We start from the raw sequence: 22,745 nt of genomic DNA, 5'->3' as shown, positions 1-22,745 counted from the left end.
GTAGCGCTTCAGCTCAGAATTTTCTCGAGATCGGGAACGATGACGAATTCGTCGTTCCATTTGGTGATGAACCGGATGAATTCCGGCCGCCAGTGCATTCCCAGACGCGGTGTCTGCTGGATCTGGGCGGTTGAAATCTCCGTGACCTCGTAGACCTTGTCGGCCATGATCCCGAGCGCAACGGGATCACCGTCGATCTCGATCTCCACGACAACGATGCGGGTGTCGGCGGTGTCGGTTCGTCGCGCCATGCCGAAGCGCAGGCGCAGATCCGCCAAGGGGATGACATTGCCGCGCACATTGATGAGAGCCGGCAGAAAGGCGCGCGCGCCCGCAACCCGGGTGACGGGAACCGGGTCGATGATCTCGCGTACCATGTCGGCCTCGATCGCGAAGATCTCGCTGCCGAGCCCGATCATCAGGACCTGAAGCCGCGTCTCCGCTGCCGTGTGAGGGCCGTGGCCGGCGCCGCCTTGCGTCTGAATCTGCATCACGCCGCCTCCGGTGTCTTTTCGGTCTCGGCGCGGCTCTGGCCGAGCGAAACAAGTTGGGCGACGTCGAGAATGAGGGCAGCGGAACCATCGCCAAGGATGGTGGCGCCCGAGAACATCGTGACATCGGAGTGAAGCTTGGACAGCGACTTGATCACCGTCTGGTGGCTGCCGATGATCTGGTCGACGACCAGGCCGACGCGCGTATCCCCCATCGTGGTGATGATGACCTTCTGATGCGGGTCGGCCTCGCCGTCGGCCTCGAAGAGATCGCGCAGCCGCAGGAAGGGCACCAGGTCGCCGCGCACGTTCAGGAAGTTGCGTCCGCGCGCCCGAGCGTCCTCGGCCGCGGTCAGTTCGACGCATTCCTCCACCGCCGAGAGCGGAATGATGTAGCGCCCCTCGCCGACGCGGATCAGCAGGCCCTCGATGATGGCGAGCGTCAGCGGCAGCCGCAGCGTCACCGTGCTGCCATAGCCAGGCACGGTGGCGAGATCGATCGTGCCCCGCATGGCCTCGATCGTGCGTTTGACCACATCCATGCCGACGCCGCGCCCCGACAGCGCGGAGATCGTCCGGGCAGTGGAGAAGCCGGGATGGAACAGGAACTGATGGATCTCGTGTTCGCTCAGGGGCGTCCCGGCCGCGATCAATCCCTGTTCTTCGGCCTTGGCGCGGATGCGGGCCGCGTCGAGCCCGGCGCCGTCATCCTGCACCGTGACGAGCACCTGCGCCCCGACATAGCGCGCGGCGAGTTCGATCCGCCCCGTCGGCGACTTGGTGGTGCCGGCGCGAGCCGCAGGCGCTTCGATGCCGTGGTCGATCGCGTTGCGGATGAGGTGGACCAAAGGATCGGCAAGACGCTCGATCATGGTCTTGTCGAGCTCGGTATCCTCGCCGACCGTCACGAAATCGACGGGCTTGCCGAGATCGCGCGAGAGGTCGTGGACAAGGCGACGGAAGCGGCCGAAGAGCGAGCCCATCGGCACCATGCGCACCCCCATGGTCGAATCGCGCAAGCCGGACGCCAGGCGCTCGATTTCCTCGGCTATCGATTTGATCGCGAGATCCGTTCCGGAATGCGCGAGCTGGCTGAGCCGCGCCTGCGCAATGACGAGTTCGCCCACGCGATCCATCAACTCGTCCAGGCGCTCGGCCTGGACGCGGACGGTCGAGGTCTTGTCCTCACCGCGACGGGCGCCCTCGCTCCGCTCGCCAGTGGCACGCTCCGTCAGGGCGGGCTGCAACTCTTTCGCAACGGCAGGGACAGCGGGCGCCGCCGCAGCCACTGCGTCGATCTCCGCGCTCGCGGGACGCTTCGCATCCGCCGATCCCGCCAAGCCGAGCGGCGTGATCGCAAGCTTCATCTCATCGCGGACGAACATGAAGACATCCTCGATGTCCTCGCGCGTACAGCCCCCCTCAAGCTCGACCGTCCATGCGATCATGCATGTCTCCGGATCGAGCGCTCCGAGTTCCGGCACGCCGTCGAGATGCGCACTCATCCTGCATGAGCCAAGCGCGCGGAGGTCGTCGAGCAGGACCATCGGATTGGTCCCGTTGCGCAGGATATCCGGCTCGAAGGCGATTTCGATCAGCCAGCCTGCGCCGTCTGCGGCGGCCACCGCGGGAGGCTCGTCGAGGGCAGCACCGATGGGCGACGCCGTGCCTCCCCTCGCGCCCGTGGCGATCAGGGCCTGGAGCTCTTCGACGATCGCCTCACCAATGATCGGATCGGTCGAGTCGGGATCGTCGATCAGCGCGCGAATATAGTCCTTGGCGGCCAGGGAGACAGTGATGATGTCGCGCTCCGCCGAGATCTTGCCCTTGCGGATCAGGTCGAAGGCGGTTTCGAAATCATGGGTGAAGGCCGCGACCCGGTCGAAGCCGAACATCGCCCCCGAGCCCTTGATAGTGTGCAGCGCCCGGAACGCCGCGTCGATCAGATCGCTATCCTGGGGCGTCTGACCGAGATCGAGCAGCGCCGCCTCCAGACTGTCCAGCAGGTCGCTGGCCTCCTGCCGGAATGTTTCGGTCGGATCGAGCTCCATCATGTCCGCACCAGCTTGGCGACAACCGCAAGCAGTTGCTCCGGCTTGAAGGGCTTGGTGATCCAGCCGGTCGCGCCCGCGGCCTTCGCCTGCTGCTTGACCCCGTCATCGGACTCGGTCGTGAGGAAGACGATCGGCACCCCCGTAAAGGACGGGAGCGCACGCAGGCCCCGGATCATCTCCAGGCCGTTCATCACCGGCATGTTCAGGTCGGTGATGACGAGGTCGAAACGCTCTGCCTTCGCCTTGGCCAAGCCCTCGGAACCATCACCCGCCTCCACGACCTTATGGCCGGAGGGAGCGAGCACAAGCTTGATCATCTGCCGCACGCTCGGAGAATCGTCGACAGTCAGAATTGCCGCCATGCCACTCAAGCCCTGTTGATGAGAATGCAGTCACCGAACTGCGCGGGCGAGATGCCTGCCCGCACCAGCGCAGCGTTCAAGATGTCCGAAGGAGCCTGCAGCCAGATGCGCTTGCCCGCCGCTCGTGCGGTCCGGCCAGCCGAAATCAGAAGCTGCAATCCGGCGAGATCGATCACGGCAAGGGCCGAACAATCGATTTCGACCTCAGCCTCGGCCTGAACAGCAGAGGTCATCTGATCAAACAGATGACCTACCATTCGTAGCGAGCAATCTGCTGGAAGCATTAACGTCAGCACGAATTGAACCTTCTATATCTTGACCTTCGTTCCTTATGACCAACAAGATTCAATCTCCGACCGCGCACGAAATTCTGCCGAATTACAGCAGGATTACATACAAACAATCGAGATAGTTTAGGTCTGAAACGTTTGATAGGGCCAATCTTTACCTTCAATTCTGATCGATATATTAACCGCGAATCAGATATTGCGCTGTTTGTCAGGCAGTTGCGCCCGGCGAATCCAGTTTGCGCAATCTGTCCTCTCGCTTCGCCTACTGTAAAAAATCGTCGGCGGATTCAGGCAATCCGGTCGGCCTAGGGGCTTTCAGATGGGTCGACACCTGCGATGTCGGAAGCTGCCATGCAGCCAAGGGCTCGCCAGTACGCTTGCTTCCGCCGGCGATCTGTGCCGCGAGCCGAGGTCGAGAACGGTGTGATGACGCGCGCCCATCACCGCTCGACAGCGCGGCGCCAGACGCTGCTTCATTTCGTCACCCATGACCCTCACGAAGCCATGGACCACTTTGCAGCATGCGGAGTGAGCCTCTCGATCTCGCCGCAGAATGAGTCCTCTGGACGAATTGAGATCAATGCACTGAATCAAGCGTCGGACGGGATTGTCCTTACCCGTACGAGTTTCGAGAATGCCGTCGAAATCCAGCCACGGCAAAGTCCATGGGGATATCAGCTGCTGGTGGCGCTCAAGGGTTCGACGAGCATCGAGCTCGGAGATCGCGTCATTCGCTGCGAAAAGCAGCAGGCCGCGATCTTCGATGTGGGCGAGACCAAGGCGCTGCATCGTTCAGCCCATTCGGAAAACTATTCCGTTCTCATCGACAGAAACCTGCTGACCAACCGTCTGTTCGAACTGACCGGGGCGCCGGTCATGCGCAAGCTCAGCTTCGAGCCTGAGCTTGATCTGGAGCAGCCCTCAGTCGACGCCCTGCGTCGCTTCCTCGTGGGGCTCGACCTTTCGATGCTGGTCCGGTTGCTGCAGGATGCTCCACATGGCGCGAGGCGCCTGAGCGCCTTGCTGGCAGACCTCATCCTGGAGGTGTTGCCCCATAATCACGCCAAGGCGCTGGAACGGGGCTCGCATGTCATCGCCCCAAAGCACGTCAAGCGGACCATCGAATTCATCCGGGAGAATGCCCGCAGGCCGATCACCCCCGAGCAGCTTGCGGCGGTCGCCGGCGTCAGCCTGCGGGCCCTGCAATACGGCTTTCAGAAGTTCCTGGGGATGTCGATCTCCGAGTACGAGCGCTCGGTGCGGCTAGAGGCCGTCAAACGCGAGATCGAGGGCCATTCCGGCGAACGCGTCGGCGAGATTGCGCGGCGTTGGCGCTTCTCCAATTTCACGCGCTTCAATACGCAGTTCGAAGCAGCCTTTGGCCTAAGCGCGGTGGCACTGCGCACCCAGCTCAGCCAGCTGCCGCAACCGAAGGGAGCCGTGAAGCCCTAGATGCCGAAGCGACGAAGGGGGCTCGCCGGGGATCTCCGGGACAGGAATTCGAGCTTAGCGACTTCAACCGTCAAACAGGCGGCTCAGGCGCCACGCTCCAGCTCCGCCGCCGCAAAGGCGACATGGTAGAGGACGCGCGTCGGGACGATATCCTCGCGCGAACCACCGTCAGGACCGAGGCGGTTCGCCCAGAGCAGTGCGCCGTTGCCGAAGAAGAGCTCCCGGATCTCCGTGAAGTGACGTTCCGCGCGCTTCGCCGCGTCGCCGTCGCCGAAATGCCGCGCCCGCGCGATCTCGGCTTTCACATACTCGGTCTGCGGCCACAGCAGACGATCGAGAGACAGAGGATCGCCTGCTGCGCTCATCGCCTCGATGACCCCCACCCGGCCATCCGCGAAGCCCCGAACGCCATGCTGCATTGCCGAGGCGTAGAGCCGCTCGATGGGGGCAAGCACCCGATCATCGGCAGAGAGAGCATGGTATTCGAGCAGGAGCCAGACCCATTCGAAATGGTGACCCGGCTCGCGCCAGTCGCCCTTTTCCCCCGGGCAGGGCGCCAGGTCCTCGGTCATGAACTCGATCAGCGAACCGGTACGCACGTCGAAGAAATGCGCCAGGAAGAGATCGACGATGCCCCGCGCCCGCAGAAGCCACTCGGCTTCGCCGGTGACCCGGCATGCGGCAAGCAGCGCCTCGAGCAGGTGCATATGCGGGTTCTGGCGACGAGGGCCAGCGGAGGGCTCGAGGCTCTCGCGATAGCCGCCGGCCGGATGAGCCATCCGATCGTCGAGAAAGGCGATGGTCTCGCGCAGAACGGAACGATAGCCGGCATCGCCGGTCACGTGCTCCATCCAGGCAGAGGCGAAGGCCACGAAGGCATGATCGTAGAAGTCGCGGGTCGCCCCTTCGGGCCCGGTGCTCTGCCTGAAGCCGCCATCCGCCGAGCGCAACGCGTCGACGATCACGGCGAAGGCATCCTTCGCGGCCTTCAGCGCCCAGTCGCCCGGCACACCGAGCTTGTGTGCCACTGCAAAGCTGTAGGCAAGGCGAGCCTGGACCAGCAGCATCCGCGGCTGCCCGATCAAAGGCTCGCCGGATCCAGACAGCCCGCTCACGAAACCGCCGATGGGATGACGGGCAACCCGCGCCCAGCCTGGAAGCAGTTCCTCGGTCAGCCAGCGTCCGGCGCGGCCTCTGCGAGAAGCGAAATCAGGCATTCCGGCTGCCGCAGGATTCATCGTCACGTCTTCAAGCCACGCCATGTGTCGCCAGCAGATGCCGCATCCGTGCGACAGCCTTCTCGGGATCTATCAGGATGCCGGCCTGATCGGCCAGCCTGAAGACCCGCGAGAGATGCAGAATCGAGCGCGTGCTCTCCTGCCCGCCCAGCATTGTGAAATGGTCCTGATGACCGTTGAGCCAGGCGATGAAGACCACACCCGTCTTGTAGAAGCGTGTCGGGGCCGTGAAGATTTCGCGGCTGAGCGGAACGGTCGCCGCCAGTGTCCTGCGAAAGCGCTCCTGCTCGCCGCGCGCAAGATCGCCCAGCGCCGCGTTCACAGCCGGCGCAATCGGGTTGAAGATGCCAAGCAGCGCATCGGAGTGCCCGTGCTCGTCTCCCTCGATCAGCTCGGCGTAGTTGAAGTCGTCCCCGGTGAACATGCGCACTCCGGCCGGCAGGCGGCGGCGCATCAAGATTTCCTTGTCCTTGTCGAGCAGGGAGATCTTGATGCCGGCAACCTTGTCGGAATGGGCAGCGATGATGTCGAGCACCGTAGCCATGGTGGTCTCGAATTCGGCCCCGCCCCAGTAGCCTGCCAGGGCGGGATCGAACATGTCGCCGAGCCAGTGCAGGACGACCGGCTCGCGCACCTGCGACAGGATGCGCCCATAGACGCGGGCATAATCGGCCGGCCCGCGTGCCGCGGCGGCCAGCGCGCGCGACGCCATCAGGATGATGCGCCCACCGAGCGCTTCGACGGCCTCGCACTGGGTCTCATAGGCCCGCAGCACGTCATCGACCGTGACGCCCGGCCCCGGCTCCAGGTGGTCGGTTCCGACGCCCGAAGCGATCAGCGCCCCCGGGAAATCCCGGCTCGCCTCGACGCTGCGGCGGACGAGCTCCAGCGCCGAAGGCCAGCCAAGTCCCATACCGCGCTGCGCGGTATCCATCGCTTCGGCGACACCAAGACCCAGCGACCAGAGATGCCGGCGGAAGGCGATGGTGCGCTCCCAATCGATCGCTGCATCGAGCCAGGGATCGTGCTCGGCCGATGCATCCACCACGACATGGGGCGCAGCATAGGCCACGCGTGTGAACGGGCCCTCGTGCCGCTCGAAGGCGCGCGCCGGCGACAGGCTGAAGGTTTCGCTGCGCCCAGGCGCGACGGGTAGGACAAGGTTCGGCATTGAAGACCTCGGCGCTGTCACAAGCGGTGGAGATGGAGCCCGCCATCGACATGGAAGGCGTCGCCCGTGCTGAAGGGGAGTGCGCCGGTAGCAAGGGAGGCGACGGTGCGAGCGACATCCTCGACCTCGCCCCAGCGGGCAACCGGGGTCAGGCCGTCGGCGATCATCGCGTCATAGCGCGCGGAGACGGGCGCGGTCATTGGCGTATGAATCACGCCGGGCCGGATCTCGTGGCACATGATGCCATGTTCGGCGAGCCGCAAGGCAAAGAGCTTGACCATCATCGAGGCGCCCGCCTTGGAGATGCAGTATGCGCCGCGCTCGGGTGACGCCAGAATCGCGCTCGCGGAGGTGACAGTGATGATGCTGCGCGCGGTGCCAGGCGATGCGGCCTCGCCTGCCATGCGCCGGGCGATCGCCTGCGTCAGCAGGAACGTGCCGCGCAGGTTGATCCCCATCACATGATCGAACTCGTCAGCGCCACCTTCGAGAAGGTCGCCGCGCTGGCGCATCGGCACGCCGGCATTGTTGACATGGCAATGCAGCGGGCCAAGCGCGCCGGCCATGCTGTCGCCGATCCGCGCAGCGTCTGCTCCGATATCACCGGCGACCAGCGCATGGCTGCGACCGCACGCGACCACAGCCGCCGCGGTCTCTGCCAATGCCTCTTCGCTGAGATCGTTCAGGACGAGATCGAAGCCGGCCCTGGCCAGCGCGATCGCGATGGCCTGACCGATGCCGCGGCCTGCTCCCGTGACGCTGGCGATGGCCATGTCTCAGAGCCCCTGCCAGTTCGGAGCCCGCTTCTCGCGGAATGATGCCAGCCCCTCGCGCGCATCCTGCGTCGCCGACGCAATCGCTCCGCCCAGCGCCTCGAGCGCGCGTGACGGCGCATCGTTCTCATGCACCGAGAGCGCCAGCTTCGCAGCCGCGACCGCGACCGGTGCGCGTCCCGCGATCAGGTCCGCCAGGCGCGAAGCCTCGGCGCGTGCCCCTTCGCCTTCGAAGACACCGTTGACGAGCCCCCAGCCTTCCGCCCGCGCCGCATCGATCCGCTCACCGGAGAAGATCATCTGCTTGGCGCGAGGCAGCCCGACCGCGCGCGGCAGGCGCCCGGTTCCGCCCCAGCCCGGCAGTGTCCCGATCGAAACCTCAGGCATCGCGAACATCGCCTGATGCGACGCAATCCTGATATCGCAGCACAGCGCGAGTTCGAGGCCGCCACCAAAGCAGGCGCCCTCGACGACCGCGAGCGTCGGAACGCGCAACGCAGCGAGACGGCCAAACGCGGAATGACCGGGCACGATCCAGCGCTGCCACATCTCGATCGGCGTCAGGCCCGACCACGCATTGATATCGGCCCCCGCGCAGAAGGCCTTGCCCTCTGCCAGCAGCACGGCACAGCGAATGGCCGGGTCGGCCTCGATGGCGTCGCAGGCACGGATCAGTCCGTCGAGCATCGCCGGCGTCAAGGCATTGAGCTTGGCCGCGCGCCGCAAGGTGATGCTGGCGACAGGTCCCCGGACGTCGAATGAAAGCTCTTCGCTCATGGCCTGACTCCAAGGACGAGACCCATCGGGGCCGGATCGAACAGGCGAGGATCCATCGGCCTGAGATCGGCGGCGACCCTAAGCGGAATATCCGCCTGCTCCAGAACGTCGCGCTTCAGGTCGATGCCGTTGGCGATCTCGATCACCTCCGGCCCCTCATCGGTGAGGCGCAAAACGCAGCGCTCGGTGACATAGAGTACGTCCGTGCCAACGCTTCGGCTGCGGCGGCCGCTGAAGGTGACATGCTCGGCCTCCGGCACGAACTTCCTGAGCTTGCCTTCGCGCTTGATGGTCAAACCGCCATCGGCAATCGCAACATCGAGCCCACCCGTGGTGAAGGTTCCGCTGAAGACAACGCGCTTGGCGTGAGCCGTGATGTCGACGAACCCACCGGCGCCAGCCGTCAGATAGGGCCTCGAGCCCAGCCGCGAGACATTGACGTCGCCCGCGGCGGAAATCTGGAGGAAGGAGAGCAGCGCGCAGTCGAAGCCGCCCCCCTGGAAATAGGTGAACTGCTGGGGTGAAGGCAGGATGGCGTCGGCATTGGCCGCGCATCCGAAGGCAAAGCCTGTCAACGGCATGCCGCCGACCGCACCCTGCTCGATAGCCCAGGTGACGCTGCCGGCCTGCCCTTCGGCGAGCAGCACGCGTGGAACCACGGCCGAGACGCCGAAGCCGAGATTCACCGCCCAGCCAGAACGCAGCACCATCGCCGCGCGCCGGGCGATCACGGTCTCGATGCCGAACTCCGGCAGTTCGAAAGCCGAAGCCGGCACGCGGATCTCGCCGCTGATCGCGGGGTCATAGTCGATTCCGGTGGTCTGACGCTGGTCGGGGTCGACCACGACGTGGTCGACAAGATGTCCCGGCACCACAACCTGGCGCGTCGGCAGCGAACCGGTTGCGACGACACGCTTCACCTGGGCGATGACGATGCCGCCATGGTTGCGGACAGCCATGGCCTGGTCGAGCGCGCCGAGCGGTGCGCCCTCATGTTCCATGCTGATATTGCCGCGCTCATCGGCCGTCGTGCCGCGAATGATCGCGACCTTCGGTACGATATTGGGGAAGTGCAGCCACTCCTCGCCGCCGAACGCGACGACGCTTACCACCGGGGGACGGGCGCGTGCCGCGTCGTTCATGGCGCAGCCATGGCGCCGCGGGTCGACGAAGGTGTCGAGCCCGACCTTGGTGAGGACGCCGGCTCGTCTTGCCGCGACATCGCGGTGCATGTCGAAGAGAATCCCGGATGGAACGTTCCATGCCGCAATCTCATTGCTGCCGATCATCGACCAGATCCGCGGGGACGGAAGCGAGGACGGGCCGGACGGATAGGAGCCGGCCAGGATCGCGCTGAGCAGGCCTGGCTGGGCGAGATGGTCGATGCCGTCGATGCCGTACATGTCGCCGGCGGCGATCGGGTGCAGCGTCGTCAGATTGCGCGGATGCCCCTCCGCCTTGAAGCGTTCGCCGATCGCCTTGAGCACGGCGTCGGGACAGTTCAACCCGGACGAGGACGAGACGGTGACGACGGCGTCGTCGGGGATCAGGCGGGCCGCGGCCTGCGCGGTGATGACAGATTTAGACATGGCGATGTCCAGGGAGGAAGGGGGCGCCCGTCGTGTTCCGGACGATGAGGTGAGCGGGTTGAAGGCAGGTCTTCGGCGGCGCGTTCGGATCGTCGAGGCGCTCGAGCACGAGTTCGGCCGCCTTGCGTCCAAGGTTGCGGGGCTCGATCGCAACCGTGGTCAGGGCTGGCGTCCGCAAGGCCGCCTCCATGATGTCGTCGAAGCCGGTGATCGAGAGCTCGCGGCCCGGTGTCATGCCGCGCTGCGCCAGCGCCAGCGTCGCACCGATCGCCACGAGATCGTTGAAGCAGACGAGCGCCGTGGGCTGCGGACCAAGCGCCAGGGCGATCTCCGCAGCAGCCACGCCGCCTGCCAGCGTCGGCGGACAGGCGATGGAGATCGGCGGCGGCAGACCCGCCTCGTCGGTCGCCTGCTTCAGGCCGGCGAAACGTTCGCGCTGGACCGAGGTTTCGTCATTATGCCCGGCGAAGGCGATGTGCCTGTGACCGAGCCCCAGCAGATGGCGACCAATGGCCTGCGTACCTGCCGCGTTCTGAGCGCCGGAATAATCCGAGACCAATCCCTCGACATGGCGCAACGCCTGGACCAGCGGCAGGTCGGACGGAATCTGGGCTCTCAATTCCGACGCATCGCTGCCGGTCGACGGGCAGAGGATCAGCCCGTCGAGCCGATGTTCGCGCATCCGGGTCAGGATTCGTGACTGCCGTCCGCAATCCTCGCGCGTGTCGGCGATCAGAACGAGCGCGCCCTCCGCCTCCAGGCTCTCGGACACGCCGGCGGCGAGCTCCGAATAGAAGGGGTTGGCAAGATCGAAGACGATCAACCCGATCGTGCCCGAACGAGCGCCCCGCATCGCGGCAGCGGCACGATCATAGATATAGCCCAGCTGGGACGCGGCGCGCTGAACCCGCTCGCGCGCCTCGGCCGAAACCGGGGCGCCGCGCAGCGCCAGCGAAGCGGTCGACTTCGACACGCCCGCCTGTTCCGCGACTTCGATCAGCGTGGGCCGGGACATCGCTAGAGAACGGCTCCGAGGAATTGCTGCAGTTCAGGAGTCTTCGGCGCACCGAAGAACTCCTCGGGTGGCCCCTGCTCGTGAATGCGTCCCTGGTGGAAATAGACCACCCGGCTCGCCGCCTTCCTCGCAAAAGCCATTTCGTGTGTGACAAGCAGCATGGTCATGCCGGACCGCGACAGGCCCTCCATGACCTTGAGCACCTCGCCCGTCAGTTCCGGATCGAGCGCCGATGTGACCTCGTCGAAGAGCATCACCTTCGGACGCATGGCCAGGCTGCGCGCGATCGCGACACGCTGCTGCTGCCCGCCTGAGAGCTGCTCCGGGAAGGCGTCGTATTTCTCGGCCAGCCCGACCTCGGCGAGCACGGAACGGGCGATATCCGAAGCCTCGGCCTTGCCGATCTTCTTCACCAGCCTGGGCGCCAGCTCGATGTTCTTACCGACCGTCAGATGCGGAAAGAGATTGTAAGACTGGAACACCATGCCGACATCCTGGCGCAGCGCACGCAGGGCCTCCTCACCCGGAGCAAGCGCGTGACCGGCAACGATGATCTGCCCGGAATCAGGCGTCTCCAAGCCGTTCAGACAACGCAGGAAGGTGCTCTTGCCCGAGCCGCTGCGGCCGATCACCGCGATCAGCTCCCCTTCGGAAACACTCAGCGAGACACCGTCGAGGACGGTGAGCGATCCGAACGACTTGCGAACGTCCTCAGCTACGACGACCGGCATGGAGCCTCCTCTCGAGCCGCTGGCTCATCACGCTCAGCGGCCAGCACATGGCGAAGTAAAGAAGTGCGACAGAGCCGAAGACCCAGAAGGGCTGGAATGTCACGTTGTTCATGAGGGTGCCGGCCCGCGTCAGCTCGACAAAGCCGATGATCGACGCCACCGAGGTGTTCTTGACGATCTGCACCATGAAGCCGACCGTCGGCGGTACCGCCAGCCTGACGGCCTGCGGCAGCACGACATAGATCATGCGCTGCGCCGGTTTCAGCGCGAGCGAGGACGCCGCCTCCCATTGCTGGCGCGGCACGGCCTCGATACAGCCTCGCCAGATGTCGCCCAGAAAGGCACTGGCATAGACCGTCATCCCGAGCGCCGCCGCCACGAGGGGTGGAAAGCGCAAGCCGAGGAACGGCAGGCCGTAGAAGACGAGGAAGAGCACGATCAGCACCGGCGTGCCCTGCACCACGCTGATCCAGCCGGCTGCGATGTTCCTGAGCATGGCGTTGCGCGACACCCGCATCAGCGCGACGACCATGCCGATCGCGCCGCCGCCAATGAAGGCCAGCAGCGAGAGCAGCACGGTCCAGCGCGCCGCCTCGACGAGAAAGGTGAATTCGGCAGGACCGAAGGAACGGATCATCGACGCACCGCCACCGCGCGACGGCGCGGAAACAGGAACCGGCCGGCGAGATCGAAGCTCAGGCGGAACAGCATCGTGAGGCCGAGATAGAAGCCGGCGAGGATGATGTAGACCTCCATCGAGCGATAGGTGCGGCTGTCGATCAGGGCTCCCGCAGAGGACAGTTCCTCGACGGAAATCTGGGAGAGGATCGATGAGGCAAGCATGGTGAGGACGAACTGGCTCGACAGCGCCGGCCAGACCCGCTCCAGGGCCGGCAGAAGCACGACGTGGAGCAGAATGTCGCGGCGCCTCAGTCCGAGTGCCGCACCGGCCTCGATCTGCGAGCGATGGGTGGCCTCGATTCCAGCGCGAATGATCTCTGCCGAATAGGCGCCGAGATTGAGGGTGAGCGCGATCAGCCCGGCCTGGATCGCCGTGATCTGAATGCCCAGGCCGGGAAGCCCGAAGAAGACGAGGAAGAGCTGGACGATGAAGGGCGTGTTGCGCATGCCCTCGACATATCCGGCTGCAAGAACGCGCAGGAGCCGGCTGCGTGCGCTGCGCGCGACCGCGCACAGGACGCCGATGACCACGCCGAGCACGATAGCGACAGCGGAGATCCAGACGGTCTGCAGAAGGCCGCTCAGGAGCGTGTCTAATTGCGCCCAAACGTCGGAAAAGACGAGGCTTGGCATAGTGCTGACATTTCGATCGCGGGAGAAGACGAAGCCGGTGCGCCGCCGGGGCGCACCGGCGCGCTAGCTCAGAAGACCGGGAGTTCCGGCAGAGGCGCGTTGAGCCACTTCTTGGAGATTTCGTCGAGCTCTCCAGAGTTCTTCATGAACCAGATCGTGTTGTTGAGCCACTGATGCAGCTCCATCTGGTCCTTGCGGACAGCCATCGAGTTGGGCTGCAGCGCGAAGGCAAACTTGAGCTCGGCGTTGGCGCCCTTGTTCTGACCCAGAATCTGATTGACCGTGGTGTCCGGAAGGGCCGCGGCATCGACCTGGCGGCTGAAGACCGCCTGGGCGCAGATCGCATCGTCATCGAAGCGCACGATGTTCGTACCCGGCATCGCCATGCGCGTCAGCGTGGTGTCCTGCGGGCTGCCGCGCGGAACCGCGACGCGCTTGCCGGCGAGATCAGCCAGAGACTTCGCGGCCAGATCGTTCGCGCCCATGATCGACATGCGGAAGGCGCTGTAAGGCATCGGGAAGACGATGGTCTTGGCGCGCTCCGGCGTCGGTCCGAGCGTCGCGACCAGCAGGTCCACACGCTTGGCCTGCAAGGCGGGAATGCGTGCCGGCGGCGCCAGCGCGGTGATCTCCGCCTTCACGCCCATGTATTTGGCGATGAGATTGGCGACATCGACATCGTAGCCCGATGCTTCGCCGCGCTCATTGACGATACCGAAAGGCGGCACGCCCGACACGACACCGATGGCAATGCTGCCGCGCTTGGTGAATTCCTCAGGCGTCGAGGCGCTGGCTGTCGTCGTGCTTGCAGTGACCGCAGCAGCGGCGGCCGTCCCCAAGGCTAGCGCGCCCAAAGCGGCGCGGCGTGACGGATTATGCTCGTCCATGCACTTTCTCCATGTCGCGTTTCCATGAGCCGGGCTTCTAGAACGTTCCAGCTTCGAACTGGAACGTTCCATATGACCAAATCGGTGTCAAGCCCATGAACGCTTCCATCCAGCTCATGGCTCTCCGCCCGCCAGCAAGAGCCGCCGAAAGCCTCTTCGAATTCTGGAGATCCAGGGCACAGCCGAGGCAAGCGAGCGATGCAGATGGCTGGTTCTCGCGCCTGGCGTGATGGCGCCTGCAGCGCGCCTGTGAGGTTGCATGCGAGCCGCCCCTGGTCGGTCGATCCAGGACTGAACGAACACTCCGGAAACCACCGCGCACGTGCCGCGCGATTTTTCCCGGGGGGCAGCTCAATTCTGCGAACAAGCAGGAATTCACCCTATACAACCTAAGCGAGAAACCTCAGGTTTAAGAGCAGCGCGGTGAGAAAATCTGCGAGCGGGGGAAATTGGCATGGCATGCCTTGATGTCGTTGATGCCCCCCACTGGATTCATCACGTCCTGGTCACGACGGACGATGTGAATCTGCGCCTCAAGCTCGACGCCATGGATGCGTGGCTCAGTCTGCGGGGAATCCCCTATCGCGTTGTCGCCCTGCCCAGGGACAAGATGGCGATACGGCTCTGCTTCCTGGAAGAGGAATCTGCCCACGCCTTCAAGGCGTTTGCCGGCGGGCTGAGTGTCCCCTCCGACGAGACGACCCTCGCGCTGGCTGCGGATCCCGCCAATGATGATTTCTATCAGGTGCTTGAACACCGGTTGGCTGATTGAGGCCGGATAGCGCTCGCCGCCCAAGGCCAGATCATCAGACCGGATATCGTATCCGGTCCGATGATCTGGCCTTCTGTGTTTGCATCGGCTTTTCCGAAAACCGCGATCCACTTTTCGGGCCGATGCTTTAGCCTGACGTCGACAACCCGCGCGGACACCCAGCCCGCTCATTTCGCGCTGTCCAGGATTCCGAGGTCACAGCGGTCCTGAGGACGGCCGCCTGACGTGAGCCCGGCGCGAACCAGCGCCCGAGAGATTTGCCGGGCCCGGCTTGGATCAGCGAAGGCGCCTGCCTTCAAGCGCCTCGACGATGGCCTTATAGCCCCGAGCGCGGGCATGTTGCAGCGGCGTAAGGCCGTCCCGATCAGCAATCCCGGGATTGGCGCCGGCAGCGACCAGGGCCCGCACGGTCGCGACATGCCGTGGGCCGCCATTGCCGAGCACCACCGCCTCCATCAGCGCTGTCCAGCCGAGATTGTTGACGTGATCGAGGGGCGCCTTCGCCTTGATCAGCTCTTCTACGATGCCCTCATGGCCGAGATGGGCGGCGGCGATCAGCGCGGTGCCGTCATAGCGGCTGGTGACGAGGGTCGCGGCCGCGCCCGCGGCGAGCAGAGCCTTCAACGTCGGCACATCGTCACTGACTGCGACGATGGTGACGGCATCATAACGCTGGTGGTCGAGAAGCGCCGGGTTCGCTCCCGCGACGATCAGGGCGCACGCCACGGCCCCCTGCCCGCGAAAGGCCGCGACATGGAGCGGCGTGCGGCCGTTCCCGTCCCGGGCGTTCAGGTCAGCCCCCGTCGCGGCAAGGTGGTTGACCCGGGCGACGTCGCCGGACGCGGCAGCGGCGTGGAGGCCCTGATAGGCGGACAATTCCGCGGCACTCGGCGGCGTCTGCGCCCGCACTTGGCCCGACAGGGTCGCGACCGCGAGGATTACGGCGGCGAACAGCGTTCTCGACATTGCCCCACTCCGACGATCCCGAAGACGGCCGAGCGCCGGCCGCCTTCATCGACATGCCTAAGAATAGTCTCAGCGCAGCTTCGCCTTCACCTTCTCGATGCCGGCATTGGCGCATTCTTCATCAAGATGCCCCCCGGGAGCGCCCCCGACCCCGACCGCACCGATGACCTCGTCACCGACCTTGACCGGCACGCCGCCGCCGAGCAGCAGGAAGCCTTCGATCGACGCAAGATGACGAGCGGCCGGATTCTTCTCGGCGCCCTCCGCGATCGCCGAGGTAGCGTTGCGGGCAGAGGCAGAGGTGAAAGCCTTGGCGCGGCTGGCCTCGACAGTGTGCGGCCCGGCCCGATCGGCGCGAAGCACGGCGCGCACGAGCCCGGCACGATCGACGACGGTCGCCGTCACATTGAAATTCTTGGCCGCGCAAGCCTCGACGGTGGCCTGGGCGAGTTCCTGGGCGATGGCCAGCGGCATGTTCCGTTCCTGAAGAACCTGAGCCCCGGCGACGACGGGGACAAGCGCAAGGGCTGCGGCGGCAGCAAGGCGGATCATGGACATGATTTCTCCGGTACTGAGCGTGATCGAACCCTGTGCTCGACGGAGAAAGGTTAGCCCGAGGCGGCGGCGAAGATTATCGGTGCGGTGCCGGAGCCATCTCCGTAATCATACGGAGACCTGCCGGAGGCCGAGCCCTAAAGCGCGGCCCGCACCATGGCGGCAACCGAGGTCGCGCCAAGCTTTACCCCGATATTGGCACGATGGGTCTCGACCGTGCGGGGCGAGAGGTCGAGAGCGCGTGCGATCTCCTTGGTCGACCGGCCCTGCGCTACCAGATCGAGAATTTCGCGCTCGCGTGGGGTCAGGCGAGCGAGCAGTGCGGCCCGCTCGGTCCGCTCTGCCTGATCCCGGCTCAGGTCGTCGCGCTGCGCGAAACCGGCCTCGATCGCTTCGAGCAGAACCTGCTCATCGACCGGCTTGGTCAGAAAATCGACGGCCCCGGCCTTGAATGCGCGCCGGCAGGCGGTGACATCGCCATGGCCGGTGATCACAACCGTCGGCATACGTACTGCCGCGGTGGCCATCCGTTCGAGCAGCTGCAGACCCGAGACCCCCGGCATGCGGATATCGACGACCACGCAGCCATCCTGCCGCGGATCCGGGCGATCAAGGAAAGCCTGCGCGCTCGAAAACGGCTTCGCGGCGAATCCCATGGTCTTCAACAGCAGGGTCAACGCTTCCCTGACATCGCTGTCGTCATCCACCAGATAGACCGTGCGTGCAGCCGGCTTCATTCCGCAGCAACCTTCCGCTCCGCGATCAAGACGGGGATACGGATCGTGAAGACGGCCCCACTCGCCGCTCCGTTCCGGACTTCCATGCGTCCGGCCGCGCTTTCGACCAAGCGCTCGCATAATGGCAGGCCAAGGCCCATTCCGCCGCTCTTGGTCGTGAAGAACGGCTCGAAGAGGCGCGCCATATCGGCATCCGCGATGCCGCTCCCCTGATCCGCGACCGAAATCACCGCCTCCCCCGCAACCTCCCGGACCCTGATCGTGATCACGCGCCGCTCCTCCGGCATCGCGTCGAGCGCCTCGGCAGCGTTTCGAACCAGATTATGCACGACCTGCTCGATGGAAACGCGATCCACCACCGCCCATGGCGGAATGGGGCTCAGCTCCAGCCGCAACGTGATCGCGCGCTCCTGCAGGTCGCGTTCGACCAGTTCGACCACATTGCGGGTAATCTGGTTGAGATCTGCAGGCTGCCGGACCGGATCACGTCGTGAGACATAGGCCCTCAGCCGCTCCAATATCTCGCCCGCCCTCCGCGCGTGACGGACATTGGCCTCAAGCACGCTCACGAGTTCGTCGGGGGTTTTCCCTCCCGACCGAGCCAGGCGAAGGCCCGCCTGGCTCTGGCTGAGGATCGCCGTCAGGGGTTGGGTTATCTCATGGGCAATGCCGGACGCCATTTCACCGACTGTATTGACCCGCATCGCATGGGCCAGCCGGGCCTCATGCTGGTGCAGGCGCATGGCCTCCCTTGCGCCCGCCGTTCGCCGTCTCTCGCGCCGGATCACCAGCAACAGGAAGACCGCGAGCCCCGTCGCGGTCAGGACGACGAATGCGGTGCGCGGCGGGAGGAGATCCGCCAGAACCGGCTGCCCGGCGAGGTGCAGCACGAGCGGCTGTGACCGACTGCCCAGCGCCCTTTCATAGGTGAGACGGGGGATCACTCCCTGTTCGGGAAGGGTTACCCCGGTCTGAACGAGGATCGCTCCGGCAGCATCCCGAAGCACGAGAGCGATCTCGTGCGGCTGGCCGCCCTCCGGTTCGACCAGGAGCTTGCCGTCGATCACCAGGATGAGCGCGCGGACTTCGGACGCAGTGTCGGGAAGGCGCTTGACCAGCGCGTAGAACGGCGTCCCCCCTCGGCTGGCGACCGTCCCAGCCTGCCCTGGCCCGAGTTCGCGGAGCTTTCCCGCAAGCGCCGCCATGTCGAAATCCCGGAGAGCAGATGGTGGGCTGCCGACATCCATTTCGGATGACTTGGGGAAATCGATCAGGGCGACAGCAGCTATGCGGGGATAGAAGCGCTGCATCGCCTCGACCACAGCCTGGAAGGTTGCGGATGATGCATCCGAGCTTGCGAGGACTGCTGCGAGGCTGGTCAGATGGGCGTCATGCTGATCGACGCGCTGCGACAGGACGCGGTGCAGCGTGCCGCCATCCCGCTCCAGCCCGTCCCGCACCCGGACGAATTCGGTAGCAGCCGCCAGGGCAAGGGCGATGAGCGCCAGCGGTATCCATAATCCGAGAAACGCGAGGAACCGTTGCTTCACGAGGGTGCGCCTAGTTTAGGCCAACCTATCGCGCAAGCCGTTCGCAGTCACCGTCGCGCTCGCCGAGCCGAAACAGCCAGCCTGTCCAGCCTCTCGCTTCCCACATCAGGCAGGATGCCAGAGGATGCGCGAGGCGGCGTTGAGCCTCGCGCATCGGCCTGTTTCAGAGATGACCGGCCTGGTCATCCGCCCTGCGGCCACCCCGGATATGGCCGGCCGGGTCGTCGGCGCCGCGGGCGCGACGTACGTCGCCGACCGGATTGTCTGCCCCACGCCCACGCCGGGCCTGGCCGACTGCATCGTCCGCACCCCGGCCCTGCCGCACATGGCCAGCCGGATCGTCCGCTCCACGCCCACGCCGGGCCTGGCCGACTGCATCGTCCGCACCCCGGCCCTGCCGCACATGGCCGGCCGGATCGTCCGCTCCACGCCCACGCCGGGCCTGACCGACCGCATCGTCCGCACCCCGTCCCTGCCGCACATGGCCGGCCGGATCATCCGCTCCACGCCCATGCCGAGCCTGACCTACAGCGTTATCAGCACCGCGACCGCCTCGGGCATGACCGGCTCCATCATCGGCGCCGCGGCCACGCGCATCGGCTGCGCTGCCACCGCCGCTCGACGAACCGCCGAGACCACCACCGCTGTCGCCACCGCGGCCGCTGCCGCCGCTACTGCCGCTGGAGCCTGAGCCGGAGCCGGAGCCACTTCCGCCGCCACTGCCTCCGCTGCCTCCGCCAGAGCCGCCGCTGCCACCACCGGAGCCTCCACCGCTCCCTCCGCCTCCAGAACCACCTCCGCCGCCGCCTCCGCCGCCACCTCCCCCGCCGCCGTCGCGCGCCAGGATGACGCGGGCCGCGTCCTCATGCGAGGTCGCACTCTTGTGAGCTGGGGAATCGTTCTCGCCCTCACCGCTCCGGGACAGGGCTGACGCCCCCAGGCGGATGATGCCTTCCAGGTGAGGCGAGCTGTCGTCACGGATGGCGGCGCTCGCGCCCTGCGAGCCGGTGGTCGCCACCAGGATGGTGGTCGCCAGCATAAGTGATCGCAATGTCATGGTCGTATCTCCTTGCCATAGCCACCGCCGATCATTCTCTCCTCGGTGACGGAGCAGAGCCTGCGCGCCCTCGAACCTCGCCAGCCTGACGCGGCCTGTCAGGGAAATGTCAGCTTGGGTGTCGTAGCTTCGAAAGCTACCATGCGACATTCACGCAACATCGCCCTGTGGCGCGCGGTTCCGGCCCTCGCGGTCGTATTTGCGCTCGTCACGACAAGCCCGGCCTGGATCGCCCCCTCCTTTGCCAAGGATGGCGGAGGCGATGGCGGCGGGGGCGGCGGCGGTTCTGGCGGCGGTGGGGGGGGCGGCGGTGGCGGCGGCGGCTCCGGAGGCTCCGGAGGTGGAGGTGGCTCCGGAGGCGGAAGCGGAGGTAGCGGTTCCGGCGGCGGCGGCTCCGGCGGTGGCAGCGGTGGCTCCAGCGGCGGCTCCGGATCCAGCGGCGGCGGAGGCTCCGGCAACAGCGGAAGCAATTCCGGCAGCGGCAGATCGGGCCATGACGGCGGGTCCGCCGCGAGCCAGAATTCGGGAGACAATCAGCGTGGTCGCTCGGGTCGCGGCGGCAGGAACGGCGAGGATGCCGTCAGCACCGGCCAGCACTGGGGCAATACGAGTGCCGATTTCGCACGTCAGGCGACCCAGGGAGGACAGGTCGTGTCGCTCGGCGCCGTCCTGTCAGTGGTGCGCGCGGCTGTTCCCGGTGACGTGCTCGAGGTCGATCTGCGCCTCGCGCCCACGGGCGAATGGCGCTATGAACTACTGGTTCTCGACGGCGCAGGCCGCTACCGCGAAGTCGTAGTCGACGCCCGGCGCAACCGGATCCTCCAAATGCGGAGGCGATGATGAGAATTCTCGTCGTGGAGGACGAACGGCGCATCGCCAGCGATGTCGCCTCCGCGCTCACGGAAGCCGGCTATGTTCCGGAGGTCGTCCATGATGGAGAGGCCGCCTGGTTTCGCGCCGAGACGGACGATTTCGATGCGCTCGTGCTCGACCTTGGCCTGCCGAAGCTCGACGGGCTCTCGGTTGTCCGCAAGCTGCGGGCAGCCTCGGTCAGGACACCTATTCTGATCCTCACCGCGCGCGGCGCCTGGATGGAGCGCGTCGAAGGCATAGACGCCGGCGCCGACGACTATCTGCCCAAGCCGTTTCAGGCCGAGGAACTGGTCGCCCGGGTCGGCGCACTCATTCGCAGAGCTGGCGGTCACCTGACGCCTCAACTGGTCTATCGAGACCTCAATATCGACACGCGCCGCAGAACGGTTGCGGTTGGCGGGCGCAATGTCGAGCTGTCTCCGCTGGAATATCGGCTGCTGCGCTACCTCGTGCATAATCAGGGGCGGGTTGTGTCGCAGGGCGAATTGATCGACCATGTCTATGGCGGCGATCACGAACCCGACAGCAACGCTGTCGAAGTGCTGGTCGGGCGCTTGCGCCGGAAGGTCGGGGCGGAGACGATCGGCACCCGGCGTGGCCATGGCTACATCATCGGGGGCTGAGGCGATGAGCTCGGGCTCGATCCGCAAGCGCATCCTGACGATCGCAGCCCTGACGATTGCCGTGACGCTCGCGGCCGCAGGCGCAGCGCTCATCTTGGTGTTCGAGCAGCATGTCCTGAAGCGCATCGCGATCGAGCTGGAGATCCGCTCCAGCGAACTCGCCAAGGCGTTCGAGCTCGATGCGGACGGCAACCCGCTGATCAACCACGATCTCGCCGATGCGCGCTATCAGCTGCCCTATGGCGGCGCCTACTGGCAGATCAGCGAAGGGGCGGTGCAGCATCTGCGCTCGCGCTCGCTCTGGGACCAGATCCTCGATACGAGCACGGCCAAGGGGGAGGACAAGAGCAAGGGCGCGTTCGAGATCGACGGGCCGAACAACTCCGAGCTCTACGTCCTCGAACGCTCGGTGAAGCTCGATGGCGCCGATGGCCCACGGACGTTCCAGCTGGCCGTCGCGCTTGATCATGCCGATATCGGCGAACTGCGCCACGCCTTCTCCCTCGATGTCGCCAAGATCCTGTTCCTGCTCGCATTGTTGCTGATCGGTGGGGCCTGGCTGCAGATGCGGTTCGGCCTGCGCCCCCTTCATCAGCTACGCGCGAGTCTCACCGCCGTGCGCGAAGGCCGCACATCGCGCCTGACAGGTACCCTTCCCGAGGAGATCAAGCCGCTGGTCGATGATCTGAACAGGCTGCTCGATCGCCAGGATGAGCTGGTGCGCAAGGCGCGCGACAGGGCGGGCCTGTTGGCCCACGGGCTGAAGACGCCGCTCACGATCCTGTCGAGCGAAGTGGCGCGCCTTGAAAAGTCCGGACAGCACGCGCATGCAGCCATTCTGCGTGAACAATGCGAAGCGATCGGCGCACATGTCGAGCGCGAGCTTGCGCGAGCGCGGACGCACGGTGCGATCCAGGCAGTGAGCATGAGAACGCTCGTGCTGCCGATCGTTAACCGGCTGGTCGATCTGATGAGCCGCATCGACAGCGCCGACAGCATCAGCTGGAGCGTCACGATTCCCGAACACGTCAGCGCCGCGATGGAAACCGACGACTTCGCCGAGGTCGTCGGCAATCTGCTCGACAATGCGCGCAAATGGGCACGCAGCGCCGTTACGGTGCAGGTCCACACCGCTGACGGCGGCAGCACCGTTCTCTCGGTCAGCGATGATGGGCCCGGCGTGCCGGGAGACCGACGCCAACTGATCCTGCAACGTGGCGTCCACTTCGCTCCGGACAGTCATCATTCATCCGGACTGGGCCTTGCAATCGTCTCGGATACATTGGCCGAGTACGGCCGGGAACTGATCATCGCCGACACCGAAACGGGCTGCACCATCTCGTTCGAAATCGAGCCGCCCCGGCGCAGCGAACGAAGGCAGGGCGATGGCACAGCGAAGCCGAGACCGGCAGTCATCCCCTCGGTTGCGCGGGCTGCCGAATGAAGCCCGGGCCGTAGCGCAGTCACA

At 65.7% G+C, this 22,745-nt stretch carries 24 protein-coding genes; 6 read left to right on the top strand and 18 right to left on the bottom strand.

From position 1 onward, the window contains the following. Nucleotides 1-8: 8 nt before the first annotated feature. From AC1DGP_RS28955 to AC1DGP_RS28940, 4 genes are read right to left on the bottom strand one after another with little or no spacing between them, the layout of a single operon-like run. A complete protein-coding gene (locus tag AC1DGP_RS28955) occupies nucleotides 9-491 on the bottom strand; it encodes a chemotaxis protein CheW (RefSeq protein ID WP_441490254.1) in 483 nt (160 codons plus the stop codon). Continuing rightward, complete coding sequence (locus tag AC1DGP_RS28950) at nucleotides 491-2,545, bottom strand: chemotaxis protein CheA (protein ID WP_441507869.1); 2,055 nt, start codon at nucleotides 2,543-2,545, stop codon at nucleotides 491-493. Before AC1DGP_RS28950 ends, AC1DGP_RS28955 begins: the two co-directional genes overlap by 1 nt. Then, a complete protein-coding gene (locus AC1DGP_RS28945; protein WP_441507868.1) occupies nucleotides 2,542-2,907 on the bottom strand; it encodes a response regulator in 366 nt (121 codons plus the stop codon). The genes AC1DGP_RS28950 and AC1DGP_RS28945 overlap by 4 nt, the downstream gene beginning before the upstream one ends. Nucleotides 2,908-2,912: 5 nt before the next feature. After that, nucleotides 2,913-3,203, bottom strand: a complete 291-nt coding sequence (locus tag AC1DGP_RS28940) for an STAS domain-containing protein (protein ID WP_441507867.1) — start codon at nucleotides 3,201-3,203, stop codon at nucleotides 2,913-2,915. Between the two features lie 420 nt (nucleotides 3,204-3,623). Between AC1DGP_RS28940 and AC1DGP_RS28935 the strand changes: the two genes are divergently transcribed. Continuing rightward, complete coding sequence (locus AC1DGP_RS28935; RefSeq protein WP_441507866.1) at nucleotides 3,624-4,649, top strand: helix-turn-helix transcriptional regulator; 1,026 nt, start codon at nucleotides 3,624-3,626, stop codon at nucleotides 4,647-4,649. An 83-nt stretch (nucleotides 4,650-4,732) separates the two neighbouring features. On the opposite strand, the gene AC1DGP_RS28930 is transcribed toward AC1DGP_RS28935, so the two are convergent. The 10 genes from AC1DGP_RS28930 to AC1DGP_RS28885 all read right to left on the bottom strand — a co-directional run bounded on the left by AC1DGP_RS28930 (nucleotide 4,733) and on the right by AC1DGP_RS28885 (nucleotide 14,144). Next, on the bottom strand, nucleotides 4,733-5,866 hold the full coding sequence (locus AC1DGP_RS28930; protein ID WP_441507865.1) for an AGE family epimerase/isomerase: 1,134 nt from the start codon (nucleotides 5,864-5,866) through the stop codon (nucleotides 4,733-4,735). A gap of 31 nt (nucleotides 5,867-5,897) precedes the next feature. Beyond that, the gene (locus AC1DGP_RS28925) at nucleotides 5,898-7,058 is read right to left on the bottom strand and encodes a dihydrodipicolinate synthase family protein (RefSeq protein ID WP_441507864.1); all 1,161 of its coding nucleotides are present in this window, start codon (nucleotides 7,056-7,058) and stop codon (nucleotides 5,898-5,900) included. A gap of 17 nt (nucleotides 7,059-7,075) precedes the next feature. Next, on the bottom strand, nucleotides 7,076-7,831 hold the full coding sequence (locus AC1DGP_RS28920; protein ID WP_441507863.1) for a 3-ketoacyl-ACP reductase: 756 nt from the start codon (nucleotides 7,829-7,831) through the stop codon (nucleotides 7,076-7,078). A gap of 3 nt (nucleotides 7,832-7,834) precedes the next feature. Continuing rightward, nucleotides 7,835-8,608 (bottom strand): enoyl-CoA hydratase/isomerase family protein, encoded by a 774-nt coding sequence (locus AC1DGP_RS28915; protein ID WP_441507862.1) that lies wholly within the window; start codon nucleotides 8,606-8,608, stop codon nucleotides 7,835-7,837. After that, the gene (locus AC1DGP_RS28910) at nucleotides 8,605-10,197 is read right to left on the bottom strand and encodes an acyl CoA:acetate/3-ketoacid CoA transferase (RefSeq protein ID WP_441507861.1); all 1,593 of its coding nucleotides are present in this window, start codon (nucleotides 10,195-10,197) and stop codon (nucleotides 8,605-8,607) included. The genes AC1DGP_RS28915 and AC1DGP_RS28910 overlap by 4 nt, the downstream gene beginning before the upstream one ends. Next, complete coding sequence (locus tag AC1DGP_RS28905; protein ID WP_441507860.1) at nucleotides 10,190-11,212, bottom strand: LacI family DNA-binding transcriptional regulator; 1,023 nt, start codon at nucleotides 11,210-11,212, stop codon at nucleotides 10,190-10,192. The genes AC1DGP_RS28910 and AC1DGP_RS28905 overlap by 8 nt, the downstream gene beginning before the upstream one ends. Nucleotides 11,213-11,214: 2 nt before the next feature. Next, a complete protein-coding gene (locus AC1DGP_RS28900) occupies nucleotides 11,215-11,943 on the bottom strand; it encodes an amino acid ABC transporter ATP-binding protein (protein ID WP_069877795.1) in 729 nt (242 codons plus the stop codon). After that, complete coding sequence (locus AC1DGP_RS28895) at nucleotides 11,924-12,580, bottom strand: amino acid ABC transporter permease (RefSeq protein WP_441507859.1); 657 nt, start codon at nucleotides 12,578-12,580, stop codon at nucleotides 11,924-11,926. Before AC1DGP_RS28895 ends, AC1DGP_RS28900 begins: the two co-directional genes overlap by 20 nt. Then, a complete protein-coding gene (locus AC1DGP_RS28890; RefSeq protein ID WP_441490266.1) occupies nucleotides 12,577-13,257 on the bottom strand; it encodes an amino acid ABC transporter permease in 681 nt (226 codons plus the stop codon). Before AC1DGP_RS28890 ends, AC1DGP_RS28895 begins: the two co-directional genes overlap by 4 nt. 68 nt (nucleotides 13,258-13,325) lie before the next feature. Then, nucleotides 13,326-14,144, bottom strand: coding sequence for a transporter substrate-binding domain-containing protein (locus AC1DGP_RS28885; protein WP_069877798.1), 819 nt, complete (start codon nucleotides 14,142-14,144; stop codon nucleotides 13,326-13,328). Between the two features lie 454 nt (nucleotides 14,145-14,598). Between AC1DGP_RS28885 and AC1DGP_RS28880 the strand changes: the two genes are divergently transcribed. Next, the gene (locus AC1DGP_RS28880) at nucleotides 14,599-14,916 is read left to right on the top strand and encodes a hypothetical protein (protein ID WP_441507858.1); all 318 of its coding nucleotides are present in this window, start codon (nucleotides 14,599-14,601) and stop codon (nucleotides 14,914-14,916) included. A 276-nt stretch (nucleotides 14,917-15,192) separates the two neighbouring features. Here AC1DGP_RS28880 and AC1DGP_RS28875 read toward each other — a convergent pair whose 3' ends face one another. From AC1DGP_RS28875 to AC1DGP_RS28860, 4 genes are all read right to left on the bottom strand, one after another. Further along, nucleotides 15,193-15,882, bottom strand: a complete 690-nt coding sequence (locus tag AC1DGP_RS28875; protein ID WP_476768626.1) for an ankyrin repeat domain-containing protein — start codon at nucleotides 15,880-15,882, stop codon at nucleotides 15,193-15,195. A gap of 69 nt (nucleotides 15,883-15,951) precedes the next feature. Further along, nucleotides 15,952-16,440, bottom strand: a complete 489-nt coding sequence (locus AC1DGP_RS28870; protein ID WP_441490269.1) for a GlcG/HbpS family heme-binding protein — start codon at nucleotides 16,438-16,440, stop codon at nucleotides 15,952-15,954. Nucleotides 16,441-16,574: 134 nt separating this feature from the next. Then, the gene (locus tag AC1DGP_RS28865) at nucleotides 16,575-17,174 is read right to left on the bottom strand and encodes a response regulator transcription factor (RefSeq protein ID WP_441507856.1); all 600 of its coding nucleotides are present in this window, start codon (nucleotides 17,172-17,174) and stop codon (nucleotides 16,575-16,577) included. After that, the gene (locus AC1DGP_RS28860; RefSeq protein ID WP_441507855.1) at nucleotides 17,171-18,724 is read right to left on the bottom strand and encodes a sensor histidine kinase; all 1,554 of its coding nucleotides are present in this window, start codon (nucleotides 18,722-18,724) and stop codon (nucleotides 17,171-17,173) included. The genes AC1DGP_RS28865 and AC1DGP_RS28860 overlap by 4 nt, the downstream gene beginning before the upstream one ends. Nucleotides 18,725-18,848: 124 nt before the next feature. Between AC1DGP_RS28860 and AC1DGP_RS28855 the strand changes: the two genes are divergently transcribed. The 4 genes from AC1DGP_RS28855 (at nucleotide 18,849) to AC1DGP_RS28840 (ending at nucleotide 22,721) form a co-directional block, all read left to right on the top strand. Next, a complete protein-coding gene (locus AC1DGP_RS28855; protein WP_476776570.1) occupies nucleotides 18,849-19,415 on the top strand; it encodes a hypothetical protein in 567 nt (188 codons plus the stop codon). Nucleotides 19,416-19,922: 507 nt separating this feature from the next. Then, on the top strand, nucleotides 19,923-20,621 hold the full coding sequence (locus AC1DGP_RS28850) for a PepSY domain-containing protein (protein WP_441507853.1): 699 nt from the start codon (nucleotides 19,923-19,925) through the stop codon (nucleotides 20,619-20,621). Then, on the top strand, nucleotides 20,621-21,277 hold the full coding sequence (locus AC1DGP_RS28845) for a response regulator transcription factor (RefSeq protein ID WP_441507852.1): 657 nt from the start codon (nucleotides 20,621-20,623) through the stop codon (nucleotides 21,275-21,277). The genes AC1DGP_RS28850 and AC1DGP_RS28845 overlap by 1 nt, the downstream gene beginning before the upstream one ends. Next, entirely contained in the window at nucleotides 21,255-22,721 is a 1,467-nt protein-coding gene (locus tag AC1DGP_RS28840; protein WP_476768629.1) for an ATP-binding protein, read from the top strand. The genes AC1DGP_RS28845 and AC1DGP_RS28840 overlap by 23 nt, the downstream gene beginning before the upstream one ends. Nucleotides 22,722-22,745: the final 24 nt, after the last annotated feature.

This window comes from Allobosea sp. 05T433 (assembly GCF_056396065.1).
This window is presented reverse-complemented; position numbering and strand designations above follow the sequence as displayed.

Excerpts from the sequence above, each read along its gene's own strand:
- AC1DGP_RS28870 (WP_441490269.1), bottom strand. The coding sequence starts at position 16,440 with ATGTCCATGATCCGCCTTGCTGCCGCCGCAGCCCTTGCGCTTGTCCCC.
- AC1DGP_RS28910 (WP_441507861.1), bottom strand. The coding sequence starts at position 10,197 with ATGTCTAAATCTGTCATCACCGCGCAGGCCGCGGCCCGCCTGATCCCC.
- AC1DGP_RS28890 (WP_441490266.1), bottom strand. The coding sequence starts at position 13,257 with ATGCCAAGCCTCGTCTTTTCCGACGTTTGGGCGCAATTAGACACGCTC.
- AC1DGP_RS28840 (WP_476768629.1), top strand. The coding sequence starts at position 21,255 with ATGGCTACATCATCGGGGGCTGAGGCGATGAGCTCGGGCTCGATCCGC.
- AC1DGP_RS28955 (WP_441490254.1), bottom strand. The coding sequence starts at position 491 with ATGCAGATTCAGACGCAAGGCGGCGCCGGCCACGGCCCTCACACGGCA.
- AC1DGP_RS28920 (WP_441507863.1), bottom strand. The coding sequence starts at position 7,831 with ATGGCCATCGCCAGCGTCACGGGAGCAGGCCGCGGCATCGGTCAGGCC.
- AC1DGP_RS28925 (WP_441507864.1), bottom strand. The coding sequence starts at position 7,058 with ATGCCGAACCTTGTCCTACCCGTCGCGCCTGGGCGCAGCGAAACCTTC.
- AC1DGP_RS28845 (WP_441507852.1), top strand. The coding sequence starts at position 20,621 with ATGAGAATTCTCGTCGTGGAGGACGAACGGCGCATCGCCAGCGATGTC.
- AC1DGP_RS28865 (WP_441507856.1), bottom strand. The coding sequence starts at position 17,174 with ATGAAGCCGGCTGCACGCACGGTCTATCTGGTGGATGACGACAGCGAT.
- AC1DGP_RS28880 (WP_441507858.1), top strand. The coding sequence starts at position 14,599 with ATGGCATGCCTTGATGTCGTTGATGCCCCCCACTGGATTCATCACGTC.
- AC1DGP_RS28885 (WP_069877798.1), bottom strand. The coding sequence starts at position 14,144 with ATGGACGAGCATAATCCGTCACGCCGCGCCGCTTTGGGCGCGCTAGCC.
- AC1DGP_RS28850 (WP_441507853.1), top strand. The coding sequence starts at position 19,923 with ATGCGACATTCACGCAACATCGCCCTGTGGCGCGCGGTTCCGGCCCTC.
- AC1DGP_RS28900 (WP_069877795.1), bottom strand. The coding sequence starts at position 11,943 with ATGCCGGTCGTCGTAGCTGAGGACGTTCGCAAGTCGTTCGGATCGCTC.
- AC1DGP_RS28905 (WP_441507860.1), bottom strand. The coding sequence starts at position 11,212 with ATGTCCCGGCCCACGCTGATCGAAGTCGCGGAACAGGCGGGCGTGTCG.
- AC1DGP_RS28895 (WP_441507859.1), bottom strand. The coding sequence starts at position 12,580 with ATGATCCGTTCCTTCGGTCCTGCCGAATTCACCTTTCTCGTCGAGGCG.
- AC1DGP_RS28935 (WP_441507866.1), top strand. The coding sequence starts at position 3,624 with ATGACGCGCGCCCATCACCGCTCGACAGCGCGGCGCCAGACGCTGCTT.
- AC1DGP_RS28915 (WP_441507862.1), bottom strand. The coding sequence starts at position 8,608 with ATGAGCGAAGAGCTTTCATTCGACGTCCGGGGACCTGTCGCCAGCATC.
- AC1DGP_RS28875 (WP_476768626.1), bottom strand. The coding sequence starts at position 15,882 with ATGTCGAGAACGCTGTTCGCCGCCGTAATCCTCGCGGTCGCGACCCTG.
- AC1DGP_RS28930 (WP_441507865.1), bottom strand. The coding sequence starts at position 5,866 with ATGCCTGATTTCGCTTCTCGCAGAGGCCGCGCCGGACGCTGGCTGACC.
- AC1DGP_RS28945 (WP_441507868.1), bottom strand. The coding sequence starts at position 2,907 with ATGGCGGCAATTCTGACTGTCGACGATTCTCCGAGCGTGCGGCAGATG.
- AC1DGP_RS28950 (WP_441507869.1), bottom strand. The coding sequence starts at position 2,545 with ATGATGGAGCTCGATCCGACCGAAACATTCCGGCAGGAGGCCAGCGAC.
- AC1DGP_RS28855 (WP_476776570.1), top strand. The coding sequence starts at position 18,849 with ATGCGCGAGGCGGCGTTGAGCCTCGCGCATCGGCCTGTTTCAGAGATG.